The sequence below is a fragment of the Enterococcus sp. DIV0755f genome, from assembly GCF_051713725.1.
Classification (GTDB): domain Bacteria; phylum Bacillota; class Bacilli; order Lactobacillales; family Enterococcaceae; genus Enterococcus_D; species Enterococcus_D casseliflavus.
Map to the genome: position 1 here is coordinate 3,357,506 of NZ_JBIOQL010000001.1, position 22,348 is coordinate 3,379,853.

16 protein-coding genes are annotated in these 22,348 nt (G+C 44.5%); 5 read left to right on the plus strand and 11 right to left on the minus strand.

All coding sequences use genetic code 11. From position 1 onward, the window contains the following. Nucleotides 1-15 precede the first annotated feature (15 nt). The 7 genes from IGI73_RS15590 to rpoB form a co-directional block, all read right to left on the minus strand. Entirely contained in the window at nucleotides 16-870 is an 855-nt protein-coding gene (locus IGI73_RS15590) for a class II fructose-bisphosphate aldolase (RefSeq protein ID WP_123834797.1), read from the minus strand. Nucleotides 871-887: 17 nt separating this feature from the next. Next, on the minus strand, nucleotides 888-1,967 hold the full coding sequence (locus tag IGI73_RS15595) for a PTS fructose transporter subunit IIC (protein WP_086332800.1): 1,080 nt from the start codon (nucleotides 1,965-1,967) through the stop codon (nucleotides 888-890). Between the two features lie 46 nt (nucleotides 1,968-2,013). After that, complete coding sequence (locus IGI73_RS15600) at nucleotides 2,014-2,328, minus strand: PTS fructose transporter subunit IIB (RefSeq protein ID WP_005230357.1); 315 nt, start codon at nucleotides 2,326-2,328, stop codon at nucleotides 2,014-2,016. 16 nt (nucleotides 2,329-2,344) lie between these two features. Further along, a complete protein-coding gene (locus IGI73_RS15605) occupies nucleotides 2,345-2,842 on the minus strand; it encodes a PTS sugar transporter subunit IIA (protein ID WP_086332801.1) in 498 nt (165 codons plus the stop codon). Between the two features lie 2 nt (nucleotides 2,843-2,844). Further along, nucleotides 2,845-4,311: a BglG family transcription antiterminator gene (locus tag IGI73_RS15610; RefSeq protein ID WP_142973486.1), complete on the minus strand. Its 1,467-nt coding sequence runs from the start codon at nucleotides 4,309-4,311 to the stop codon at nucleotides 2,845-2,847. A gap of 244 nt (nucleotides 4,312-4,555) precedes the next feature. After that, the gene (gene rpoC, locus IGI73_RS15615) at nucleotides 4,556-8,206 is read right to left on the minus strand and encodes a DNA-directed RNA polymerase subunit beta' (protein WP_034871965.1); all 3,651 of its coding nucleotides are present in this window, start codon (nucleotides 8,204-8,206) and stop codon (nucleotides 4,556-4,558) included. 87 nt (nucleotides 8,207-8,293) lie between these two features. Next, complete coding sequence (rpoB, locus tag IGI73_RS15620; RefSeq protein WP_008381746.1) at nucleotides 8,294-11,911, minus strand: DNA-directed RNA polymerase subunit beta; 3,618 nt, start codon at nucleotides 11,909-11,911, stop codon at nucleotides 8,294-8,296. A gap of 433 nt (nucleotides 11,912-12,344) precedes the next feature. On the opposite strand from rpoB, the gene IGI73_RS15625 reads away from it, so the two are divergent. Then, nucleotides 12,345-13,307, plus strand: coding sequence for a biotin--[acetyl-CoA-carboxylase] ligase (locus tag IGI73_RS15625; RefSeq protein WP_016608366.1), 963 nt, complete (start codon nucleotides 12,345-12,347; stop codon nucleotides 13,305-13,307). A 326-nt stretch (nucleotides 13,308-13,633) separates the two neighbouring features. On the opposite strand, the gene menA is transcribed toward IGI73_RS15625, so the two are convergent. The 3 genes from menA to pplA all read right to left on the minus strand — a co-directional run bounded on the left by menA (nucleotide 13,634) and on the right by pplA (nucleotide 16,879). Beyond that, nucleotides 13,634-14,587 carry a 1,4-dihydroxy-2-naphthoate polyprenyltransferase gene (gene menA, locus IGI73_RS15630; protein WP_142973485.1) on the minus strand — a complete coding sequence of 318 codons (954 nt, stop codon included), beginning with the start codon at nucleotides 14,585-14,587 and terminating at the stop codon, nucleotides 13,634-13,636. Between the two features lie 12 nt (nucleotides 14,588-14,599). Further along, the gene (locus IGI73_RS15635) at nucleotides 14,600-15,676 is read right to left on the minus strand and encodes an FAD:protein FMN transferase (protein ID WP_005230331.1); all 1,077 of its coding nucleotides are present in this window, start codon (nucleotides 15,674-15,676) and stop codon (nucleotides 14,600-14,602) included. A 264-nt stretch (nucleotides 15,677-15,940) separates the two neighbouring features. Then, nucleotides 15,941-16,879, minus strand: coding sequence for an extracellular electron transfer flavoprotein PplA (pplA, locus tag IGI73_RS15640; protein ID WP_016608361.1), 939 nt, complete (start codon nucleotides 16,877-16,879; stop codon nucleotides 15,941-15,943). 270 nt (nucleotides 16,880-17,149) lie between these two features. Here pplA and IGI73_RS15645 point away from each other — a divergent pair, with 270 nt between their 5' ends. The 4 genes from IGI73_RS15645 to IGI73_RS15660 all read left to right on the plus strand — a co-directional run bounded on the left by IGI73_RS15645 (nucleotide 17,150) and on the right by IGI73_RS15660 (nucleotide 21,273). Then, nucleotides 17,150-19,090 (plus strand): NAD(P)/FAD-dependent oxidoreductase, encoded by a 1,941-nt coding sequence (locus tag IGI73_RS15645; protein WP_005230327.1) that lies wholly within the window; start codon nucleotides 17,150-17,152, stop codon nucleotides 19,088-19,090. Between the two features lie 206 nt (nucleotides 19,091-19,296). After that, nucleotides 19,297-19,704 carry a NusG domain II-containing protein gene (locus IGI73_RS15650; RefSeq protein WP_010748871.1) on the plus strand — a complete coding sequence of 136 codons (408 nt, stop codon included), beginning with the start codon at nucleotides 19,297-19,299 and terminating at the stop codon, nucleotides 19,702-19,704. 10 nt (nucleotides 19,705-19,714) lie between these two features. Next, nucleotides 19,715-20,275, plus strand: coding sequence for a Gx transporter family protein (locus IGI73_RS15655; RefSeq protein ID WP_005232987.1), 561 nt, complete (start codon nucleotides 19,715-19,717; stop codon nucleotides 20,273-20,275). Between the two features lie 11 nt (nucleotides 20,276-20,286). After that, nucleotides 20,287-21,273 (plus strand): polyprenyl synthetase family protein, encoded by a 987-nt coding sequence (locus IGI73_RS15660; protein WP_164890366.1) that lies wholly within the window; start codon nucleotides 20,287-20,289, stop codon nucleotides 21,271-21,273. 75 nt (nucleotides 21,274-21,348) lie between these two features. On the opposite strand, the gene IGI73_RS15665 is transcribed toward IGI73_RS15660, so the two are convergent. Then, nucleotides 21,349-22,137 carry a response regulator transcription factor gene (locus IGI73_RS15665; protein ID WP_142973484.1) on the minus strand — a complete coding sequence of 263 codons (789 nt, stop codon included), beginning with the start codon at nucleotides 22,135-22,137 and terminating at the stop codon, nucleotides 21,349-21,351. Between the last annotated feature and the right edge of the window lie 211 nt (nucleotides 22,138-22,348).

Here is a 22,348-nt window from a genome sequence, read left to right on the forward strand (position 1 = left end):
GTGCTCCATTCTTTTTTAAAGTGATTTGTTTTTTGATCCAGATAATTCGATATACTCTTTAACGACTGCTTTTCCTGCTTCGATGGTTTGGTGGATCAGGGTCGGATAATCGCTCTCGGGACAAGCATCCAGCTGTTGGTGTAGGGCATTTCTTTGGGCTTTCATAAAATCAGCCCCTACATTGATTTTATTGATTCCTAGTGCCACGGAACGCAAGATATTTTCTCTGCCGGCTCCCGAGCCACCATGTAAAACCAGCGGCAGGTCAGTGGCTTCTTTGATGGTTTGAACGATATCAAAGCGAAATGTCGGGCGGTACCCTTCTGGATAATCCCCATGACTGGAGCCGTAAGAAAGAGCGAGACAGTCGACCCCGGTTGCTCGAATAAAATGGATGGCTTCCTCTGGATCGGTATACATCCCATCGCTGGTATACTGATCCCCAGCCACTGCTCCCATGTCCCCAACTTCTGCTTCGACACTGGCATTATAGGCTTGCGCAAATTGCACGATCTCTTTGGTGATGGCGATGTTTTTTTCTAAAGGATGCATAGAGGCATCCATCATAACGCTTGAGAACCCTTCGTGGAGACATTGTTTGACGAAGGCGATATCCTGTCCATGATCCAGATTGATGGCAACCTCCACATTGACATTTTCCGCCATTCGAACGATCGGCTGGGTTAAGTAGCGATAATCCAGATGGGCCTTTAAATGGTCTTGGAGCAAGTCGACTATAATGGGTGCATGTGATTCTGCCGCGGCATCGATTACAGCTTTAGCGGTTTCCAGGTTAAAACAATTGATCGCCATAACGGCATAGTTTTCTCGATTGGCTTTTTGCAGCATCTCTTTCATTGATACATACATTTTCTTCGCTCCTTTTTTTAGGAAATTTCAATCGACGAAAAGTCAATGTCTTCTTCCTCTTCCATGATCGGCGTTTCCACGGGCGCCTTTTTCAATGCAAACAGCAAAACACCGGTGATGGCAGAACCAATCAGGAGTGCGATGGTAAATTTCAGTGGATCCGTCATGGCAGGAATGATGAAGACCCCACCAGATGGCACTGGTGAACCGACGCCCCAAACCATGCTTAGACCACCGCCGACGGCTGCTCCGACCGTACAAGAAAAAATGACGCGAAACGGATCGACGGCAGCGATCGGGATCACTCCTTCTGTAATCATACAAAGGCCCATTGGAAAAGCGATCTTGATGTTGTCTTCTTCTTCCGTAGAATATTTGGGCCGGCGTAAGAGACGAGAGAGGACCCAAGAGATCGTAACACCAAAGGGCGGCACCATTGAGGCTAAAATTTTCACGGCTTCGGGTTCTTGAATGCCTTCCAGTAATAGCCCATCAGCAAATAGCGAGGCGACTTTGTTGACGGGTCCGCCAAAATCAAAGGCAGCCATGCCACCGACAATCGCGCCAAATAAGAAATTCCCCGAGCCTTGCAGATTCGTTAAGAAGGTAGTCAACGCCTCCGTAGCCCACACGATCGGTACACCGATGACGAAGAACATCAAAGCACCGACGATCAGTGTCGACAAGACCGGTACGATCATCATTGGCATCAGACCTTGTGCCCAACGTGGTACTTTAAGGTTTTTTACTAAGAATAAGACCAGATAACCTGCGAGATAGCCTCCTAACATTCCCCCTAGAAAGCCTGCGCCAATCGCATTGGCAATCAGTCCCATAAAAAGACCCGGAGCGATTCCTGGACGATCAGCAATGGAATAGGCGATCGCGGCAGCGATCACTGGCGCCAGTAGCCCCATCCCTAAAACGCCCAACGAAACCAGTGCATCCGGGATCGTATAGGCAGCATCGTAATTTTCAATGACCGTGCCGTTGGCAAGATTGCCGATAGCGATCAAAAGTCCGGCTGTTACAACGACCGGCAGCATATACGAGATGGCGGTTAAGGCATGTTTTTTCAACTGCAGCTGTTTCATCATTTGTTTCATCCCCCTTTAAATTTGAATTGTCAGAACATTTATTGATTCATCCCTGATTTAATTTTTCTTCAATTGTTTCAAGCAAACGCTTAGGCGCTTTGATCACCATACTAGTTGGAATTTCTACTATTCGCTTGCCTTCAAAGCGGTCTCTGCCGCCGATTTTGATATCTGCCGCAATAATGACAACATCGGCTGCTTGAATAGCGGCTTCCGTCAATTCACTTTCCGTCCCGATGGTTCCTTGGGTTTCGATATGGACTTCATGACCAAGTTCTTTCGCAGCTGTTTCGATTTTTTGCTTAGCGATATACGTATGAGCGATTCCTGAAGTACAAGCAGCTACACCAACGATTTTCATCTCTTCTCCCCCTTTCTTAGTTTTCTGCCATTGGATCTTTTGCAAGCAAGGCCATCATTTGATCCTTGGTCCCTGACGCAACGAGACGATCAATAAACGATTCATCCGCTAGTAGCATCGCTACCTTTTGCAGCAGCTTGATATGCATCGTATTGGCATCGGTATTTTTGACTGCAAACAAGATAATTACTTGAACGGGCGCTTCATCGATTGACTCCCATTCAAGCGGACGCTTGGTTTTTCCGATCACTAAAGAGGTTTTTTTCACACAGTCTGACTTTCCATGTGGGATTGCTAAGCCATGTCCGATACCGGTCATTCCTTCTGCTTCTCGGGCAAAGACATCTTGGGTGAACCCTGCTAAATCGGTAATTATCTGGTTTTCATATAAAAGTTCAGACAGTTCAGTGATCGCTTCTTCTTTTGAATTCGCTTCCATTTCCATCTTGATAAGATTGGGATTGATTACATCTGCGATGCTGAACGCTTGGATCGTTTGGCTTTCGTTTTTCATCTTTACATCTCTCCTAATAGTTGTTTGACTCGCTTTTCATCCTGTTTGGTAAAAACCGAATTGACTAAAATCGTCGGCACCTTCGTTTCTACTGGCAAATTAATGGTGGTTAAGATCAGATCGATATCCTGATAGTCTTGCGCATGCTTTCGGTACATACGAGCGGAAAGCACATCCACGATATCCAACTCTGGAAATGCCCGTTGGACTTTGACTTTCAGCAGTTCAGAAGTCCCTACGCCGCTGCTGCACATAATTAAGACTCGCTGTCTGCGCCGACGAATGACTTTAAATTTCACAAAATACAGCACCAAGAAACCAATCTCGTCTTCCGATATGGGATTCGTTCCATAGGTTTGCTCCACTTCCTTGCTGACTTGTGCCACTTGCTCAAAAATCCTTGGGTACTCCAGTTGGATGTCACTTAACAGGCCATTTTTCACGATAATTTTATTCTTTAGCCGATAGAGCATCGGCTGAATATGGCAAAGTAGATCGGTCTTGTCTGTTTGCTGGTTCAATTGAATACCCAGTGCTTTTTCCATCTGCTTAGTAAAAAACTCCGTGATTTCGCTGGCTTCTTTTGTCAGATTGGTCATTGCCAAGGGTTTGTTTTCCACTCTGGAAGACACTAAATACTGGTAGAGATAAAATACCTCACTTTCTGGCAGCTCCGTCACGAGATAGGCATTGATTTTTTCAATCACTTGTTGGGCAATTTGATAAAACTCTTGGTGCTGGTCAATCAAATGCTGTTCTTCCTCATCTAAGCCCTCAATAAATTCTTCGCGGTCAATTTCTCCTTCTCTCATTCGTAAAATCAGAATATACAGATGCGAGAAAATATTCATATTGTAAGGATACGCAATACTGTTCGCGAGTTTTCGCTCAATAAATTCAAGAATGGAGGTAATAAAGTTGATATCAAAGGCATTGATGGGATACTTTTGCGTGACCATTTCTTCATTCCACACATGGGTCTTCGTAAAGAGATCGTTGACACAGCGACGGATATTTTTTTCGGTACCAATCACTGCAATTCTCTTATCGGATCGGATCAACTGGAGTTCAAAGTACTGAAAATATTCCGCAAGTCGATTGATATCACTACTTATCACTGCTTCACTCAAATAGTAAGGGGCGAACAACTCTTTGATCATTAAACGCTTTGGTGATTTAAACAATACATGCAGTGCAATCGCATGACGCCGCTCAAGCGGCTCATCATATTGATCCGTTTCTTGATTTTCAATCGTGCCTCTTAGATACGCTTCATAGTCCAAACAAAATCCTTTGCCGATTTCAGACCGAATGATTTCTGAACCAGCAGCCTCATTGATCCGCTTGATCGTCCGATAAATGGTTTTTGTTGAAACCTTAGCAGCTGTGGCTAGTTCATTAGCGGTCAAATTCATCCCCTGTATCATAAACTGCTCAATCAAACGTGTTTCTCTCTTGCTCAGCTTCATACTGTCTCCCTCCGTATCTTTACTATAGCCCTCTTTGGCTCGAGTATTTCTTAATCGATGTCCACTGATTTGGACATTTCAAAAATAACGCTTTCATTCATTGTTCCAAATGCCCTTTTTCTAGGATGAAAGAAGGACGCATTCTTTTTCGTGACATCTCCTTTTGCTAAACAAAAAAAGCTTGCCATTCCGAAGAATGACAAGCTTTTCCGTCACACTGAGTCAATCAGGTGCTGGGCATTGATTAGTTTTGGCTGTTCAATGCGTCTTCAGCAGCCATTTGTGCTTCGATGTCTGAGATGCTGTAGACATTTTCGCTGGCAACTGTTACTTCTTTTGGTTCCATTTCACGGTAACGAGGCATACCAGTACCAGCTGGGATGATCTTACCGATGATAACATTTTCTTTCAATCCAAGAAGTGGATCTTTCTTGCCGCGGATCGCTGCATCGGTCAACACACGAGTGGTTTCTTGGAAGGACGCAGCAGACAAGAAGCTGTTGGTTTCCAAGGATGCTTTCGTGATCCCTAATAGGACTGGACGGCTAGTTGCAGGAACGCCGCCGGCTACCAATGTGTCGTAGTTGCGGTCTTTGAAGTCGGCGATATCCAACAATGTTCCTGGCAAGATGCCTGAATCACCTGGATCCATGACGCGGACTTTACGCAGCATTTGACGAACCATTACTTCGATATGTTTGTCGCCGATTTCTACCCCTTGCATACGGTAAACGCGTTGAACTTCCCGTAATAGGTAGTTTTCAACCGACAAGACATCGCGAACTTGTAACAGTTGTTTTGGATCGATCGATCCTTCCGTCAATGGCGCACCACGATGGATAAAGTCGCCTTCTGCTACTTTCATCCGAGCAGTATAAGGAACGGTATACGTACGCGTATCGGTTTCCCCTTTGATGGTCACTTCTTTGGTCCGAGTTGAAGGGTCTTCTGAGATATCGATGACTTCTCCGGTAACTTCGGTAATGACCGCTTGTCCTTTCGGATTACGGGCTTCAAAGATTTCTTGGACACGAGGGAGACCTTGCGTGATATCGTCTCCGGCAACCCCGCCGGTATGGAAGGTACGCATGGTCAACTGAGTACCAGGTTCACCGATTGATTGGGCAGCGATGGTACCGACTGCTTCCCCAACTTCAACTTCAGAACCAGTGGCTAAGTTGCGACCATAACAATGTTTACATACACCATGTTTGGTGTTACATGTGAAGACAGAGCGAATGGATACTGTTTCGATGCCAGCGTCCACGATGGCTTTAGCTAAATCTTCAGTGATCAATTCATTGACCCCTAGAAGGACTTCGCCAGTTTCAGGATGGATCACTGATTTACGTGTGTAACGTCCAATCAAACGTTCTTCTAAGGATTCGATGATTTCGTTTCCTTCGCGAATTGCTTGAATGTCTAAACCACGGTCAGTACCACAATCGTCTTCACGGATGATGACATCTTGGGCAACGTCAACGAGACGACGTGTCAAGTAACCGGAATCGGCTGTTTTCAAGGCGGTATCGGTCATCCCTTTACGGGCACCATGGGTCGAGATAAACATTTCTAAGACAGACAGACCTTCACGGAAGTTTGAGATGATCGGCAACTCCATGATTCGTCCGTTAGGCGCGGCCATCAATCCACGCATCCCAGCAAGCTGAGTAAAGTTGGAGATGTTACCACGGGCACCGGAATCAGACATCATGAAGATTGGGTTTTTCGCTTCCAATGATTCCATCAGTTTTAACTGGATTTCATCTTTGGCTGCATTCCAAACACCAATAACTCGTTCATAACGCTCGTCATCGGTAATTAACCCACGACGGAATTGTTTCGTGATCGTTTCAACTTGTTTGTGGGCATTGTCGATGATTTCATGTTTTTCGTGCAAGTTCATGATATCAGCGATACCAACGGTGATACCCGCCATTGTTGAATGGCTGTATCCTAAGTCTTTCATGCGGTCAAGCATGCGTGACGTTTCAGTGATGCGGAAACGTTTGAAGACTTCTGAAATGATATTTCCTAAGTTTTTCTTCTTGAATGGGCCAACAAGCTCTTGTTCTTTGATGAAGGCAGGCACATCTGTACCAGCTTCAATAAAGTACTTGTCTGGTGTTTGAACCGTCAAGTTGTAGTCAGTCGGTTCGTTCAAGAATGGGAATTCTGGTGGCATGATCGAGTTGAAGATCACTTTACCTACCGTTGTTACCATCAAGCGTTGTTTTTGCTCAGACGTGAATGGTTTGTCCCCTAAAGTGTTTGGATTGATGGCGATCCGTGTGTGTAAATGCACGTAGCCATTGCGCCATGCCGTAACTGCTTCGTCCATGTCACGGAAGATCATGCCTTCCCCTTCGCGGCCTTCTTCTTCCATCGTCAAGTAGTAGTTCCCTAGGACCATATCCTGAGATGGTGTTACAACTGGTTTTCCGTCTTTTGGATTCAAAATGTTTTGGGCTGCTAACATCAGCATACGTGCTTCTGCTTGCGCTTCTTCGTTCAATGGTACGTGAACGGCCATTTGGTCTCCATCGAAATCGGCATTGTAGGCTTCACAAACAAGTGGGTGCAAACGAATGGCACGGCCTTCAACTAAGACTGGTTCAAATGCTTGGATACCTAATCTGTGAAGCGTAGGTGCCCGGTTCAATAGCACTGGATGTTCTCTGATAACATCTTCTAAGACATCCCAAACTTCGTCTTCTTGACGTTCGATTTTGCGTTTGGCATTTTTGATGTTTGACGCGATTTCACGAGAAACAAGTTCCCGCATCACGAATGGTTTGAATAATTCGATCGCCATTTCTTTTGGCAGACCACATTGGTACATTTTAAGGAATGGACCAACGACGATAACTGAACGACCTGAGTAGTCGACCCGTTTTCCTAGCAAGTTTTGACGGAAACGACCTTGTTTCCCTTTCAACATGTGAGAAAGAGATTTCAATGGGCGGTTCCCTGGCCCTGCAACTGGACGGCCGCGACGACCGTTATCGATCAAGGCATCGACTGCTTCTTGCAGCATCCGTTTTTCATTTTGAACGATGATGTTTGGTGCATTCAAGTCTAACAAGCGTTTCAAACGGTTGTTACGGTTGATTACACGACGATACAAGTCGTTCAAGTCACTTGTGGCAAAACGTCCACCTTCTAATTGCACCATTGGACGCAAATCAGGCGGGATAACTGGGATAACGTCCATGACCATCCAGCTTGGTTTGTTTCCTGAAGCACGGAATGCTTCTAAGATGTCCAAACGGCGGATCGCACGGGTCCGTTTTTGACCAGTCGCGTTTTTCAATTCTTCTTTTAATTCAGCAACTTCGCCTTCAAGATCAACGCCATCTAATAATTGTTTGATGGCTTCGGCACCCATCGCTGCTGAAAATTCTTGACCGTATTGGTCACGTTTTTCACGGTATTCCCGTTCAGTCAATAGTTGTTTTTTCTCAAGGCTGGTGTTTCCTGGTTCAATCACTACGTAAGAAGCAAAGTAGATGATTTCTTCCAATGCACGTGGGCTCATGTCTAAGACAAGACCCATCCGTGAAGGAATGCCTTTGAAGTACCAAATGTGTGATACTGGTGCTGCTAGTTCAATGTGTCCCATGCGTTCACGACGCACTTTTGAACGTGTTACTTCCACGCCGCAACGGTCACAAACGATGCCTTTATAGCGGATCCGTTTGTATTTGCCGCAAGCACATTCCCAGTCTTTGGTTGGACCGAAAATACGCTCGTCAAACAACCCTTCGCGTTCAGGTTTTAACGTACGGTAGTTAATGGTTTCTGGTTTTTTTACTTCACCATAAGACCAGCTTCTGATTTTTTCAGGAGAAGCCAAACCGATTTGCATACTTTCGAATTTATTTACATCGATCAAAAAAGGTTCCCTCCATTTCATTTCATGGACATATCCGATAGAACGGGGGCTATTTCCGCTAGTGGCGGAAATAGCGAGGGCCGTCTATTATTGCAAGCGATCTTCTGCTGTCTCGATTTGTTGGTTCAACGCGTCGGCGGCATTTTTAGCTTCTGTTTGTGCTTTTTGTTCTAATTCGCGGGCTGTTTGTTGCTCCGCAAATTTTGTTAAGGCATCAACGGTGATCAAATCATCATCGTCATCATCCATATCACGTAGTTCGATCTCTGCATCATCGATATCTAGGACACGCATGTCTAGACCCAGTGATTGCAATTCTTTTACTAATACGCGGAATGATTCTGGTACACCTGGTTTTGGAATTGGTTCCCCTTTGACGATCGCTTCGTATGTTTTCACACGACCAACCACGTCATCTGATTTGTAGGTCAAGATTTCTTGCAAGGTGTAAGCAGCACCGTATGCTTCCAGTGCCCAAACTTCCATCTCTCCGAAACGTTGTCCACCAAATTGGGCTTTTCCTCCCAATGGTTGTTGAGTAACCAATGAGTAAGGTCCAATGGAACGGGCATGCAATTTATCATCGACCATGTGGGCCAATTTGATCATGTACATGACACCAACGGAGATACGGCCATCAAATGGTTCGCCGGTACGTCCGTCGTAAAGCACTGTTTTGGCATCGCTGGCCATTCCTGCTTCAGCAACCGTTGCCCAAACATCTTCATCGCTGGCACCATCAAAGACTGGTGTTGCCACGTGAATGCCTAGTTGACGCGCAGCCATTCCTAAGTGTAACTCTAATACTTGTCCAATGTTCATCCGAGAAGGTACCCCTAATGGGTTCAGCATGATATCGACTGGTGTGCCATCTGGTAAGAAAGGCATGTCTTCTTCTGGCATAATGCGAGAAACGACCCCTTTGTTTCCGTGACGTCCGGCCATTTTATCCCCTTCATGGATTTTCCGTTTTTGAACGATATAAACGCGAACGAGCATGTTCACACCTGGTGACAATTCATCGCCAGCTTCGCGGGTAAAGATTTTGACATCGTGGACGATTCCGCCGCCGCCGTGAGGCACGCGTAGAGAAGTGTCACGCACTTCGCGGGCTTTTTCACCAAAGATTGCGTGCAATAAACGCTCTTCTGCTGAAAGTTCCGTTACCCCTTTTGGCGTGACTTTCCCAACAAGCAGATCGCCATCTTTGACTTCCGCACCAATGCGGATAATCCCCATTTCGTCTAGGTCTTTCAAAGCGTCTTCCCCAACGTTCGGGATTTCGCGAGTGATTTCTTCAGGTCCTAATTTTGTGTCGCGGGCTTCTGATTCATATTCTTCAATATGGACAGAAGTGTAAACATCATCTTTCACCAAACGACGGCTCATGATGATGGCATCTTCATAGTTGTACCCTTCCCAAGTCATGAATGCGACTAAGACGTTTTGTCCTAGTGCCATTTCGCCTTGTTCCATAGATGGGCCATCTGCTAAGATGTCGCCTTTTTCCACTTTTTCACCAAGTGCCACTAATGGACGTTGGTTGTAGCTGGTTCCTGAGTTTGAACGACGGAATTTGGTAACAGAATAAACGTCCAATGCGCCGTTGTCACGACGAACGCGCACTTCGGCTGCATCCACGTATTCTACGATCCCATCATGTTTACATAACAAAGCAGCTCCTGAGTCATGTGCTGATTTGTATTCCATACCAGTACCAACCCAAGGTGCTTTCGGATTGATCAATGGTACTGCTTGCCGCTGCATGTTGGCACCCATCAAGGCACGGTTGGAGTCATCGTTTTCCAAGAAAGGAATACATGCGGTTGCGACTGCGACTACTTGTTTTGGCGATACGTCCATGTAGTCGACTTTATCGATCGAAACTTCCAAGTTTTCAGAAGTAGCACGCGCCATAACAACGTCGTTTACGAAAGAGCCGTCTTCATTTAACAAGCTGTTTGCTTGGGCCACAACGTAGTGGTCTTCGGTATCGGCAGTCAAGTAATCGATCTTATCAGTAACACGGCCTGTTTCGCGGTCAACTCGACGGTATGGTGTTTCAATGAAGCCATACTTGTTGACTTTGGCATAAGAGGCCAAGCTGTTGATCAACCCGATGTTTGGTCCCTCAGGCGTTTCGATCGGACACATACGGCCATAGTGGGAATAGTGAACGTCTCGGACTTCATAGCCGGCACGGTCACGTGTCAAACCACCAGGTCCTAAGGCAGATAGACGACGTTTATGGGTCAACTCACCCAGTGGGTTTGTTTGGTCCATGAACTGTGACAACTGAGAAGAACCAAAGAATTCTTTGATACTTGCGACAACCGGACGAATGTTGATCAATTGTTGCGGTGTCAAGGTTTCAGTGTCTTGGATCGACATCCGTTCACGCACGACACGTTCCATCCGAGCAAGCCCGATCCGGAATTGGTTTTGCAATAATTCACCAACAGAACGAATCCGACGGTTTCCTAAGTGGTCGATGTCATCGACATTGCCGATGCCTTCCATCAAGTTGAAGAAGTAGCTCATTGAAGCAATGATGTCTGCTGGACGAACGGTACGTGTGGCAGTATCTGGATAGCCATTACCGATCACGTTGACTTCTTGTTCTGGATCTTTTGGTGAAAAGACTTTGATGACTTGGACTGTCATTGGTTCGGTAACGACCCCATCTTCTGATGGATAGTACGTTACACTGTTTAGTCCATTATCGATAAATGCGCCTAGTGTTTCCATGACTTGGTGAGTCAAAACAGTGCCTTTTTCAACAATGATCTCGCCTGTTTCAGGGTCAACCAAGGTTTCTGCTAAGGTCAAGTTCAATAGACGTGTTTTCAAGTCTAATTTTTTGTTTACTTTGTAACGACCAACATTTGCTAAGTCGTAACGTTTTGGATCGAAGAAACGTGCGTTCAGCAAGCTACGTGAGCTGTCTGCTGTTTTTGGCTCGCCTGGACGAAGACGTTCGTAAACATCTTTCAATCCTTCTTCGGTACGAGAATCGCTTGCGTTTTTATGCAAGTCTTTTTCGATCGTGTTGCGCAATGATTCACTGTCGCCGAAAATTTCAAAGATCGTGTCATCAGAACCAAACCCTAGGGCACGGACTAAGACCGTCAAAGGAATTTTACGGGTACGGTCAATCCGTACGTAAGAGATATCTTTGGCATCAGTTTCCATTTCTAACCACGCACCGCGGTTAGGGATAACAGTTGAACCAAAGCCTTCTTTGCCGTTTTTATCGACTTTGCCATGGAAATATACACCTGGAGAGCGGACCAACTGAGAAACGATAACCCGTTCTGCCCCGTTGATGATAAAGGTTCCTTGTTCAGTCATTAATGGGAAATCACCAAAGAATACTTCTTGGGATTTGATTTCCCCAGTTTCACGGTTCGTCAAACGCAAAGTAACATGTAATGGTGCCGAATAGTTTGCATCATGGGCACGGGCTTCTTCTACTGTATACTTTGGTTCTTTCAATTCATAATCCACAAATTCTAGGGACAAGTTACCGTTGAATCCTTCGATTGGCAAAATATCTTCAAACATTTCTCTTAGGCCCTCATCTAGGAACCATTGGTAAGAGTCGGTTTGAATTTCAATCAAATTCGGTAATTCTAATACTTCACTGATCCGTGCGAAACTTCTACGTTCGCGATGCTTTCCGTATTTTACTACGTGTCCAGCCAAGCTCTTCACCTCTTCATAAAGTCTTTCAAAAAGGCTATCCGATTATTTACAAAACTGTAACAAATATTAAATATAGGTTACAGAAAGCATTTTTTGCGGCTTTTAGGCAAAAAAAAACCAAAAATAGAACGGATGCATTGGGCATTTTCTACTTTTGTTTCCTTATTCCTAAGCCGAAACGGACAATATTTCGTTTCTGCTTTTTTCGTTCAGATAGTTTTTGCAACTCCTTATTATACAGATGAAGCACTTTTCTGTCAAGCTTTCATTGGAAGTTACAATGCTTTTCTGACGCACCCATTTCCTAAGATTTTCTAAAGAAAAAAACAAGGCTGGTGAGGACTGTTTTTCGTAAGAAACTACTTTGCTTTTTGCCGATTTCTTGCTATGCTAACGAAAACGTTACACGTGAAACATTAGGAAGGATATCCTTATGACGACAAAAGAAAAAATACTGACCTTATTACAAAAAGAAGATACTGTACTGTCCGGAGAAAAACTAGCCCAAGCCTTGTCGATCTCTCGTACAGCAGTCTGGAAAGCCATTAAAGAACTTGAGAAAGAAGGCTATCATTTCGAACACTTGGCCAACGGCTATCGCTTTGTCTCCGCTGACCGCTACGATCAAGCAGCACTTGCAGCCGCCTTGCCGATGATCCCCACGATTCAAATCAAGGATGCTGTTGAGTCCACCATGAAAGAAGCCAAGATCGCCGCTTTGGACAGTGGACTGGCAACCCCCGCCCTTTTTTTGACCGAAACGCAAACAGGCGGTCATGGCCGCTTCGAACGACCGTTTTTCTCACCGAAAAAACAAGGGATCTACATGAGCTTGCTCTTAAAACCCAACCAAGCGTTTCAAGAATTGCCCCAATATACCGTTTTGGCGGCGGTGGCAGTCGCTGAAGCCATCGATGCCCTTCTAATGAAGGAAACGGCCATAAAGTGGGTCAACGATCTGTACTTAGATGGAAAAAAAATCTGCGGTATTTTGTCTGAAGCAACCAGTGACTTTGAAACAGGCCGCATTACCTCGGTTGTAATCGGTATCGGCATCAGTTTTTCGATTCCGCAACAGCAGTTTCCAGCAGAGATTCGGGAAAAAGCGACCTCACTCTTTCCTGCTGAAGAGTATCCAACCTTTTCTCGGGCAACCTTGATCCAAGAAATTTGGCGTCGGTTCTTCCAATTATTGGCAAAGCTGCCTGACATGGATTATATGGCCCGCTATCGGCAGAAATCCTTCGTTTTGGGCCGCACCGTTCAGTTTACACAACAAGGTGTGACCTATGAAGGGATCGCCAAAGACATTACTAACACCGGTGAATTGGTGGTGGAAACAGCAACGGAGCGCAAGGTGCTTTCTTCTGGAGAAATCAGTTTGGAACGGTATTGATGCTGCAAAAAGTCGCAAATCCGCTTGCTGATTCGCTGCTTTCGTAAGGAATCAGTCAAGCATAAATGCTCCATAAACAGACCTGCTTATTCCGAGGGGTCATACAAAAGAACAACCTAGGCAGCTCCCCTTTCTATCGGGTTTAGCCACTGTCACCAAAACTTTACTGTTGCAATCAGGATCGCAGAGAAAGCGAACCTCATCTTTTCATAATAAGTAGGATGCTCGTTCTTTTATCATGTCTTTTCTACAGTTTTTATGCGCTCTTTCATTCCCCACATAAAAAAGATCGACCTGCTCTTTCAAGAGCGGGTCGATCTTTTCTTTTACAGCAATTGCCACAGCAGGCACAAAATCAAGCCTAAGGCATAGCTGCTGTTGAATAAAATCATGTTCTTAATCGAATAGCCGAAGCTACGTGGGTGCGGCAGGCTGGCTTGATGCTCCTTCAAGTTTTGGCGGATTTTTGGCAGTGTCAGAAACACGAGCAAAATCGGCCATTGAAAGAGTCCAAACAAGAGGCCCAATAAAATAGCGGCATAAGACGCCAACATCATGCCTTGAAACAGACGGATACCCGCTTCGCGACCGATGTAGTACACCAGCGTGTAGCGATGGTTTTCGATATCGGCTTCCAGATCCCGTAAGTTATTGGCTAACATGATGTCAGCAATCGTGAAAATCAACGGCAAGGATGCCAACACGATGGCGCACACGGCCCAGAGGTTCCCCACTAAGCCAAAGGTTCCGTTCGCAAAATCCAGTGCCAGATAAAACACTTTTTGATCAATGGTATTGATATAGATCGTGATGGCAAAAATCCCTAATCCCATCGTTACACCGCTGAATACCTCGCCTAAAGGCATCCGCGATAACGGAATGGGGCCAAAGGTATAAAAGACCCCGATAAAACAAACCACCAGCCCCATCACTAGCAGCAGCCAGCCGGTAACAAAGGTCAAGTAAAGACCGATCAGTAAGGTTCCTGCCAGCATCGCAAAAATCAGATTGCGAACAGTAGCTTCTGAGATGTTTTCGCGCCCGATCACATTGTGCTGGTATTTGTAGGTCTCTGATTTGGCTTTTTTGAAATCCATATAATTGTTGATGGACGTCGTCGTCAAATCAAACAGCAGCATCCCCAGAAAAAAAATTACAGTATTCAACGGATGAAATTCATGAAAATACACCAACGAGAACAACACACCCATAATGAAGGGGAAGACACTCGCCACCTTGGTGCGGATCTCCACCACTTCTAAAAACACTGAAAGAGACATCTTTCACTCCTCCTATTCTAAATCCGCACGATCACCCATCGTGTAGCCTGATTCCTCTGAAAGTTCAAAGGTATCTTTGATACCGTCGGTTACATACACTTTGTCTTCTTTTGTGATAAAGATCGCATCGGTACCCTTTTCGGTATGTTGTTCGATATAGGCTAAGCCTTCCTTGACCCCTTTATCAAACGCCACCGTAGTTAACCCATCGCCATCGATGGATTTGTCGGTGATGACAGTTACACTTGCCACATCGCTGTCGTAAGGATAGCCAGTCTCAGAATCAAAAATATGGTGATACGTTTTGCCGTCTACTTCTAAGTAGCGTTCGTAGATCCCTGAAGTAACTACTGTTTTATTGGTTTCTTTGATACTGCCGATAATCGAGCCGCGAGATTTGTTTGGATCTTGGATTCCGACATTCCATGGCTCATCTGCACCGCGGTTGCTATGACCTAACACATAGACATTCCCGCCCAAATCGACGATCGCGGAAGTCACGCCATTGTCCTTCAGCACTTTGACGACTTCATCCGTGATGTAGCCTTTGGCGATCGCCCCAAGGTCAAGGATCATGTCCTTATCTTTTAAATACACCGTGTGGTCTTCGTCGTTAAACTCGACTTGTTCATAATTGATATGTTTCAACGCTTCATCGATCTCAGATTGCTCTGGCTTGCGGGCATCATCAAAGCCGATTCGCCATAATTGGGTGATCGCACCGATGGCCATATTAAAGCCGCCTTCTGATTTCACACTATAATCATAGGCTTCTTTCAACAAATAATAGATATCATCTGAGACCTTCACTGGCTTGATGCCAGCTTGCGCATTGATTTCATCGATCTCTGACCCTGCTTGGTTGATGGTGATTTTATCGCCTAACTCTCTGATGCGGTCAAAGGCAGGCTTCATAGCGTCCTCTTTGCCTTCATCATAAATGCGAATCCGAGTATACGTACCTAATAAAAATTCTTCTTGAAAATATGGTTCTTCGCGCAGCGTCGTTGCTTCCTGATCACTGCCACAGGCTGCCAACATTGTGCCTAAAAAAACAAACATCAGAAAAAACGTTACTTTCTTTTTCATGATTTTCCTCTTTTCTATTGTCTTCAACCTTCATATAATAGCCTTTTTTTGGCAGAATGAAAAGGGGCATTCCGTGATTCATCAACGTATTTTAGGAATCCTTAATCGAACCTTTTCTTCTTTGTAAAAAACAGTTCTTTTTTAAAAAAACCTTCCCACCAGATTGCTTCCTTTTGCACGAACTTGCTTTTGTGACCTTGTTGCCCACGAAAAAAAGACAGCACTCAAAACGAATGCTGTCCTCTTAATGGAAAGAAGTTGTGATTATTCAGTAACGAAGTTATCCACTTCGATTGTTGTTTGGTCGCCTTTTTCAGCGGCATTCAACAATTGTTGTGCATAGATAACAAAGCTGTGGAAGCTGTGGGTTGCCCCTGAAACAACATCCATGTCTGCCACAGAGCCGTCTTCGGCATTGACTGCAGAAACAAAGGCTTCATTGAAGTTTGGAATGAACTCTTCTGGACTTGTACCAGATTTTGCTTCCATGTTTTCGTTGTATGATGCATCATCTTTTTTCGACTCGCCTGCTTCGTTTAGGTAGTCGTAGTTTGATTCAGAGATTTTGCCGTCAGCTACAGTCATTGAGAAGACTACGCGGTAACCGTTTGAGTAGTTCTTTTCTTCTAATGTATAGGTTCCGTCTTTCAAGTCTGCACCATTGTCGATTTCAATGGTTTCCGTGTTGCCTGCTTGCGCCGCTTGAATCAATTGTTGTGCATAGTTTTGGAAGGAATCAAAGGAATGAGTCGCGCCAGAAACTACTTCGATTGAAGAAGGGCTTTGTGCGGCAACTAACTCTTCATTGAATTTAGGAATAAATTCTTCTGGGCTGATGCCTGCTTTTTCTTTCATTGTTTCATTGTATTCAGTGTTTTCTGTTTTTGATTCGCCATCCGCATTGACGTTGTCATATTTTGATTCAACGATTTTGCCGTCTTTGACTGTGATCTCAAATGTGACACGGTAGTCGTTTTTATAGTTCTTTTCTTCTAAACGATACGTACCATCTTGCATTGGCTCGCCTGCAACGACGGTTGCTTCTGAGCTTTCTGTAGTTGCAGAATCGCTTGCAGAAGTTTGTGATGTACTTTCACTAGTTGACGAAGAACCTGTATTGTTGTCGTCTGCTCCGCATCCCCCTAACAATAATGCTGCGAATGAAAATACCGCCATACCTACAATCAATTTCTTTGCTTTCATAATTATCCACCTTTTACTTGTTTATTTTCCCCACAAAAAAGTTTGTGATACATCTAACATTGTAAAGTAAATTTACGAGATGTCAACCGCTTCCTTTCCGCTTTTTCAATAAAAAATGACTTATTTTTTGATTTTCGCAAGTTTTCACGAATTTCAGGAAATATGCGTTTTTTTCATCAGAATCGTTAGACAAATGAACCATTTGTCTATATAATAGGAACGATTGTGTAATTATTATCATAGATTATTTTTATTAAGGAGAGATTTGCAATGGCAAAGAAAAACATTGTCGTTGTCGGTGCCGGTTATGCAGGCGTTTCTGCTACGAAGTACATGGCAAAGAAATTGAAAAAAGACAATGATGTTGAGATAACATTGATCGACCGTCACTCTTATCATACGATGATGACTGAACTGCATGAAGTCGCTGGAGGACGTGTAGAACCTACCGCAATTCAATATGACTTGCAGCGCTTGTTCTCACGCAAGAAAAATGTTCGTTTAGTAACCGATACAGTAACTGGGATCGATAAAGAAAATAAAACCGTCCAAACAAAATTAGGCAGCTATTCATTTGACTACTTGATCTTAGGGATGGGTGGCGAACCGAATGACTTCGGTACACCTGGTGTCAAAGAAAATGGCTTTACTCTATGGTCATTTGACGATGCTGTCCGCATTCGCGAACACATTGAAAAAACTGTCGCAAAAGCAGCGATCGAACCAGATGCAGCATTACGTAAAGCAATGTTGACGTTTGTCGTTTGTGGTTCTGGGTTTACTGGGATCGAAATGATCGGTGAACTGATCGATTGGAAAGATCGTTTAGCTTCCGATTATAAATTGGACCCAAGTGAAATCAGCTTGAAAGTCGTTGAAGCAATGCCAACGATCTTAAACATGCTTGATCGTAACGATGCAGCCAAAGCAGAACGTTACTTGAAGAAAAACAATGTTGATCTTGTCTTGAATGCACCAATCGTTGAAGTGGCACCTGACCACATCAAACTAAAAGATGGTTCAACGATCCCAACCCACACATTGATCTGGACTGCCGGCGTCAAAGGAACTAGCGATGCTGCTGATTTCGGTTTAGAAACCGCTCGTGGTTTCCGTCTAGTTGCCAATGAGTACATGGAAGCAAAAGGCTACGAAGACAAAAACATCTATATTATTGGTGACTTGGTTTACTTCGAAGAATTCCCGAACACACCAACACCACAAATCGTGCAAGCAGCTGAACAAACTGGGCACACTGCAGCAACGAATATCGTTTCAGCCATCAAAGGCGGCGAAAAACATAAATTCAAAGGAAACTACCAAGGATTTATGGTTTCCATCGGTGCCAAATGGGGCGTGGCGAACTTATTCAATAAGATTCACCTGAGCGGTTTCTTAGCGATCATTATGAAACATATCGTTAACTTGAAATACTTCTTTGATATTCGTTCTGGTTACTACATGTTCCAATACTTGATGCATGAAATCTTCCACATCAAAGATGACCGGACAGTCGCTCGTGGTCATACGTCTCGTTACGGAAACGTCTTGTGGAGTGTTCCGCTTCGTATTTTCTATGGTCTTGTCTGGTTCGTTGAAGCCTTCAAGAAAATTTTGGGTACGAATGGGGAAGTCTTCAAACCTGGTACATGGTTCGGTGAAGGTTCTTGGTTCCAAGGCAACAGCGTTTTCCCTTGGACTTGGGAATACCAAACAGTCGCTGATGCAGCAAGTGGTGCTAGTGAAGCAGCCGATGCAGCAAGTGCCGCTAGTGGTGCCGGTGAAGCAGCCGATGCAGCGACACAAGCCGCACACTTCGGTTTGAGCTATGCCTACGGTGAGCAACCAATGATCGTGATTGAAAAATCACCTGACTGGTTCACAAAAGTTATGCAATTTATCATGCCAAACAACGACGTTGCCATGTTCTTCCAAAAATTCATGGTCTTCTTTGAAATTGCTTTAGCTCTTGCATTGATGGCTGGTCTTTTCACTTGGTTAGTGAACGCAACGACTATCGTTTTAGTGTTGACTTTCTGTATGTCTGGTATGTTCTACTGGGTAAACATCTGGTTCATTCCAGTTGCATTTGCCTTGATGAACGGTTCAGGACGCGCAGTCGGTTTAGACCGTTGGGTAATCCCATGGTTGCAACGTACCCTTGGAAAATGGTGGTACGGTACCCCTCGCTCCTTATATGGCAATAAATAAGCCAGCAAAATAGAATACCTGTACGACTTCATGAGACTAAGACATTCTGATTTTCAATCAGTGTCTTGGTCTCTTTCCAAGTACAGAACTTTTTCTTGATCGTCCTTGCACAGAAATCGGTGGATTATTGAGGATTCAGCTAGTAGAATCTTGTCTTCTTATGCTAGAATGAGACACATCACATGAAAGAACAGGAGTCTTTTTTGATGAAATTAAAAGAATTTATCCGCGATGCCCATTTAAAACCATGGGATGGCGTCATCATACTTGTTTTGATCCTCAGCTCTTTTTTACCGATTTTTATTTTTGGCCAGACGCAAACAGCGGACAAAGAAGCCGTCTTGCGGGTCGATGGGACAGAAATCAAGCGTTTTGACTTAGTTGAAGGTCAAAAAACGTACACCTATCTTTATGAAGATGAAGATGGCGATACCAATTTACTGGAGATCGAAGGGGATCGGATCCGAATCAAGGAAGCCGATTGCGGCGACCAGATTTGTGTCCGCCGTGGCTGGGCCAGTAAAAATGGGGAAACCATTGTCTGTCTGCCTCATAAATTGGTGATCGAAATCCAAGCCGCAGATGGGAGTGAGACCGACGATCTAATCTATTGATCGTTTGCTTATGAGTCGATTACAACGAATAATTTTCATCTCACTGCTGGTCGCCCAAGGGGTCGTGATTGGTTTAGTTGAAAATATGATCCCTTATCCATTTGCCTTTGCGCCTGGTGCGAAACTAGGTTTGGCAAATTTAATTACCATTATTGCTTTGTTCACCATGCCAAAAAAAGACAGCTTTCTCTTGATTTGGCTAAGACTGATCTTAACGACGTTACTAGGAGGAACGGTTTCGACCTTCTTATATAGTATGAGCGGTTCCTTATTGAGCTACTTTGGGATGTCTTTGGTGAAACAGTTGGGGCCTAAGCGTGTCAGTATCATCGGCATTAGTGCGGCCGGCGGGTTCTTACACAACGTCGGACAGTTGATCACTGCCTCATGGATCGCTCAATCCTGGAGCGTGATGCTCTACTTGCCGGTCCTGTCTTTCTTTGGGATCTTGTCCGGGATCGCTATCGGAATCGCCGCCAACTACTTGCTGCGCCGTGTCGAAACACTGCGCCGTTTTCAAATTGATTATGAACGCCAGACCAAAGTCAAATGGCGCTCGGATTCAGAATAAAGGAGTTAATTATGAAACTTCATTCCATGTGGCAAGAGTATCCAGCACTGCAAGCTGACTTATCTGCCTCCTTGCAATTGATGGAAAAATCATTAAAACTAAAAAACAAAGAGGTCGAACAAGCGATCCTGTCCATGATCCATTCAGGTGGGAAACTGCTGCGTCCTGCTTATCAGCTGCTCTTTTCTGCTTATGGCAGCGACAAAGATCGTGAAAAAGCCGTCGCATTGGCGGCCTCGATCGAAATGCTCCACACTGCCTCGTTGATCCACGACGATATCGTCGATCATGCGGACACCCGCCGCAAGCTGCCGACCATTCGTTCCGAATTTGGCAACGATGTCGCTGTCTATGCTGGTGATTACCTCTTTGTCTGCTGCTTTAAATTGATGGCGGATTATGCCAGCTCCATGAAAAGCTTGCAGATGAATTCCCGTAGTATGGAAAAAATCCTGGCCGGCGAATTAGGACAAATGAGCAAACGATACGATTTGTCCGTCACTGTCGAGGATTACTTAGAAAACATTCGCGGCAAAACCGCTGAGTTGTTTGCTTTAAGCTGCTTCATTGGGGCTTACGAAAGCGGCACCTCCTTGCGCTTTGCCAATCAAGCCCGTGAGATCGGTGAAGCCATTGGCCTTGCCTTTCAAATCATGGATGACGTCTTAGATTACAGCCAAGATGCGGCTGCTTTAGGAAAACCAGTATTGGAAGATGTTCGGCAAGGCGTCTATTCCCTGCCGCTGTTAATGGCATTGAAAAGTGACCGCCAACAGCTGCTCCCATTGCTGGAAAAACAAGACGCCATGACGGACACCGACACCCACGAAGTCTATCGGATCGTCCAAGAAAGTGCTGGGATCGAGGAAGCCAAGAAACTCGCAGCCGACTATACGAAAAAAGCTTTGCAGGCGATCCAGAAATTACCTGAGACCAAAGATGAAACCAAAACGTATCTTTACCAGATCACTGCTCAGATCCTTGGGCGAAGCAATTGATCTAATGAACGAACACCAAAAAGCATGGTCGCTGCCAAAAGCGATCATGCTTTTTTAGTTGAGCAAGGGAATCCCTCATGAACTCATTTCTCTTTGGGCAAACACTAAATCTGCAGCAACATAGGAAGAGGTAAAGGTTTTGCGGTATTGGTTCGGTGTATAGCTGGTTTCACGTTTGAAGATCCGGGCGTAATAACCCGCATCATCATACCCCACTTGTTCAGCGATGGCAGCAATGGAATCCTCCGTAGTAACCAGCAGCTTTTTGCTTTGTTCTATTCGATAAAACGTCAAATATTTAGTAAAAGTCATCCCAGTGGCTTCTTTAAAAATCCGGCTGATATAGTTGCGATGCATGTGGCTGAAAGCAGCAAGGACATCTAAGGTTATCGGCTGTTGATAGTTGAGATGGATGTATTCAATGATCTGATTGACTTGTTCAGCGATATTATCAGTGATCCCTGACGTAGAATAGTGCAATAGGGAAATTTGATTCAACGAGAGAATACTACGGTGGATACTGTGCTGAAGCTCTTGCTTGCTTAAAGGCCGCACTAAGTAATCGATGGCTCCGCAGCGCAGTGAGCGATGAAGATTGTCGAAGTTCTTCGTCTCATCAATCAAAATCAGTTTGATGTTCGGCTGTTTTTTCATGACTTCGGCTGTCCAATAAAAAGGATCTTCGGCCTCATTAGAGATTGACAAGATGAGGATATCAACGTGTACTTTCCCAGCGATCGCTACCGTTTCAGCCATTGTCCAAGCATCTTGCAAGAGCGTGGCGTTAAAAAAATCTTTTCTGACCACTTGTTTTATCTGATTTCGTTCCTTTTCATCTGGGGTGGAAACTAAAATGTAGCACATGAAAGCAGCTCCTTTCCGTGTTCTCTTTTTCAAATTATACCATATTTAATCATTTATCATTAAGTTTATTGCTTTTTATGAACAATAACAACACATGTTAAAAATATAACAATCTTGGATAAAATTGTCCTGAAACAGCATAGAACCCTCCTAAAGAAAACGCTTACTTTCGCATATAATTAAAGTATAAAAAACAAGGAGGATGATTGAT

What these genes read in the sequence shown, in the direction of transcription:
- pplA (WP_016608361.1), bottom strand. Translation starts at nt 16,879, where the DNA reads ATGAAAGCAAAGAAATTGATTGTAGGTATGGCGGTATTTTCATTCGCA.
- IGI73_RS15595 (WP_086332800.1), bottom strand. Translation starts at nt 1,967, where the DNA reads ATGATGAAACAGCTGCAGTTGAAAAAACATGCCTTAACCGCCATCTCG.
- IGI73_RS15610 (WP_142973486.1), bottom strand. Translation starts at nt 4,311, where the DNA reads ATGAAGCTGAGCAAGAGAGAAACACGTTTGATTGAGCAGTTTATGATA.
- IGI73_RS15665 (WP_142973484.1), bottom strand. Translation starts at nt 22,137, where the DNA reads ATGTGCTACATTTTAGTTTCCACCCCAGATGAAAAGGAACGAAATCAG.
- IGI73_RS15605 (WP_086332801.1), bottom strand. Translation starts at nt 2,842, where the DNA reads ATGAAAAACGAAAGCCAAACGATCCAAGCGTTCAGCATCGCAGATGTA.
- IGI73_RS15645 (WP_005230327.1), top strand. Translation starts at nt 17,150, where the DNA reads ATGGCAAAGAAAAACATTGTCGTTGTCGGTGCCGGTTATGCAGGCGTT.
- IGI73_RS15625 (WP_016608366.1), top strand. Translation starts at nt 12,345, where the DNA reads ATGACGACAAAAGAAAAAATACTGACCTTATTACAAAAAGAAGATACT.
- IGI73_RS15600 (WP_005230357.1), bottom strand. Translation starts at nt 2,328, where the DNA reads ATGAAAATCGTTGGTGTAGCTGCTTGTACTTCAGGAATCGCTCATACG.
- menA (WP_142973485.1), bottom strand. Translation starts at nt 14,587, where the DNA reads ATGTCTCTTTCAGTGTTTTTAGAAGTGGTGGAGATCCGCACCAAGGTG.
- IGI73_RS15590 (WP_123834797.1), bottom strand. Translation starts at nt 870, where the DNA reads ATGTATGTATCAATGAAAGAGATGCTGCAAAAAGCCAATCGAGAAAAC.
- IGI73_RS15655 (WP_005232987.1), top strand. Translation starts at nt 19,715, where the DNA reads ATGAGTCGATTACAACGAATAATTTTCATCTCACTGCTGGTCGCCCAA.
- IGI73_RS15660 (WP_164890366.1), top strand. Translation starts at nt 20,287, where the DNA reads ATGAAACTTCATTCCATGTGGCAAGAGTATCCAGCACTGCAAGCTGAC.
- IGI73_RS15635 (WP_005230331.1), bottom strand. Translation starts at nt 15,676, where the DNA reads ATGAAAAAGAAAGTAACGTTTTTTCTGATGTTTGTTTTTTTAGGCACA.
- IGI73_RS15650 (WP_010748871.1), top strand. Translation starts at nt 19,297, where the DNA reads ATGAAATTAAAAGAATTTATCCGCGATGCCCATTTAAAACCATGGGAT.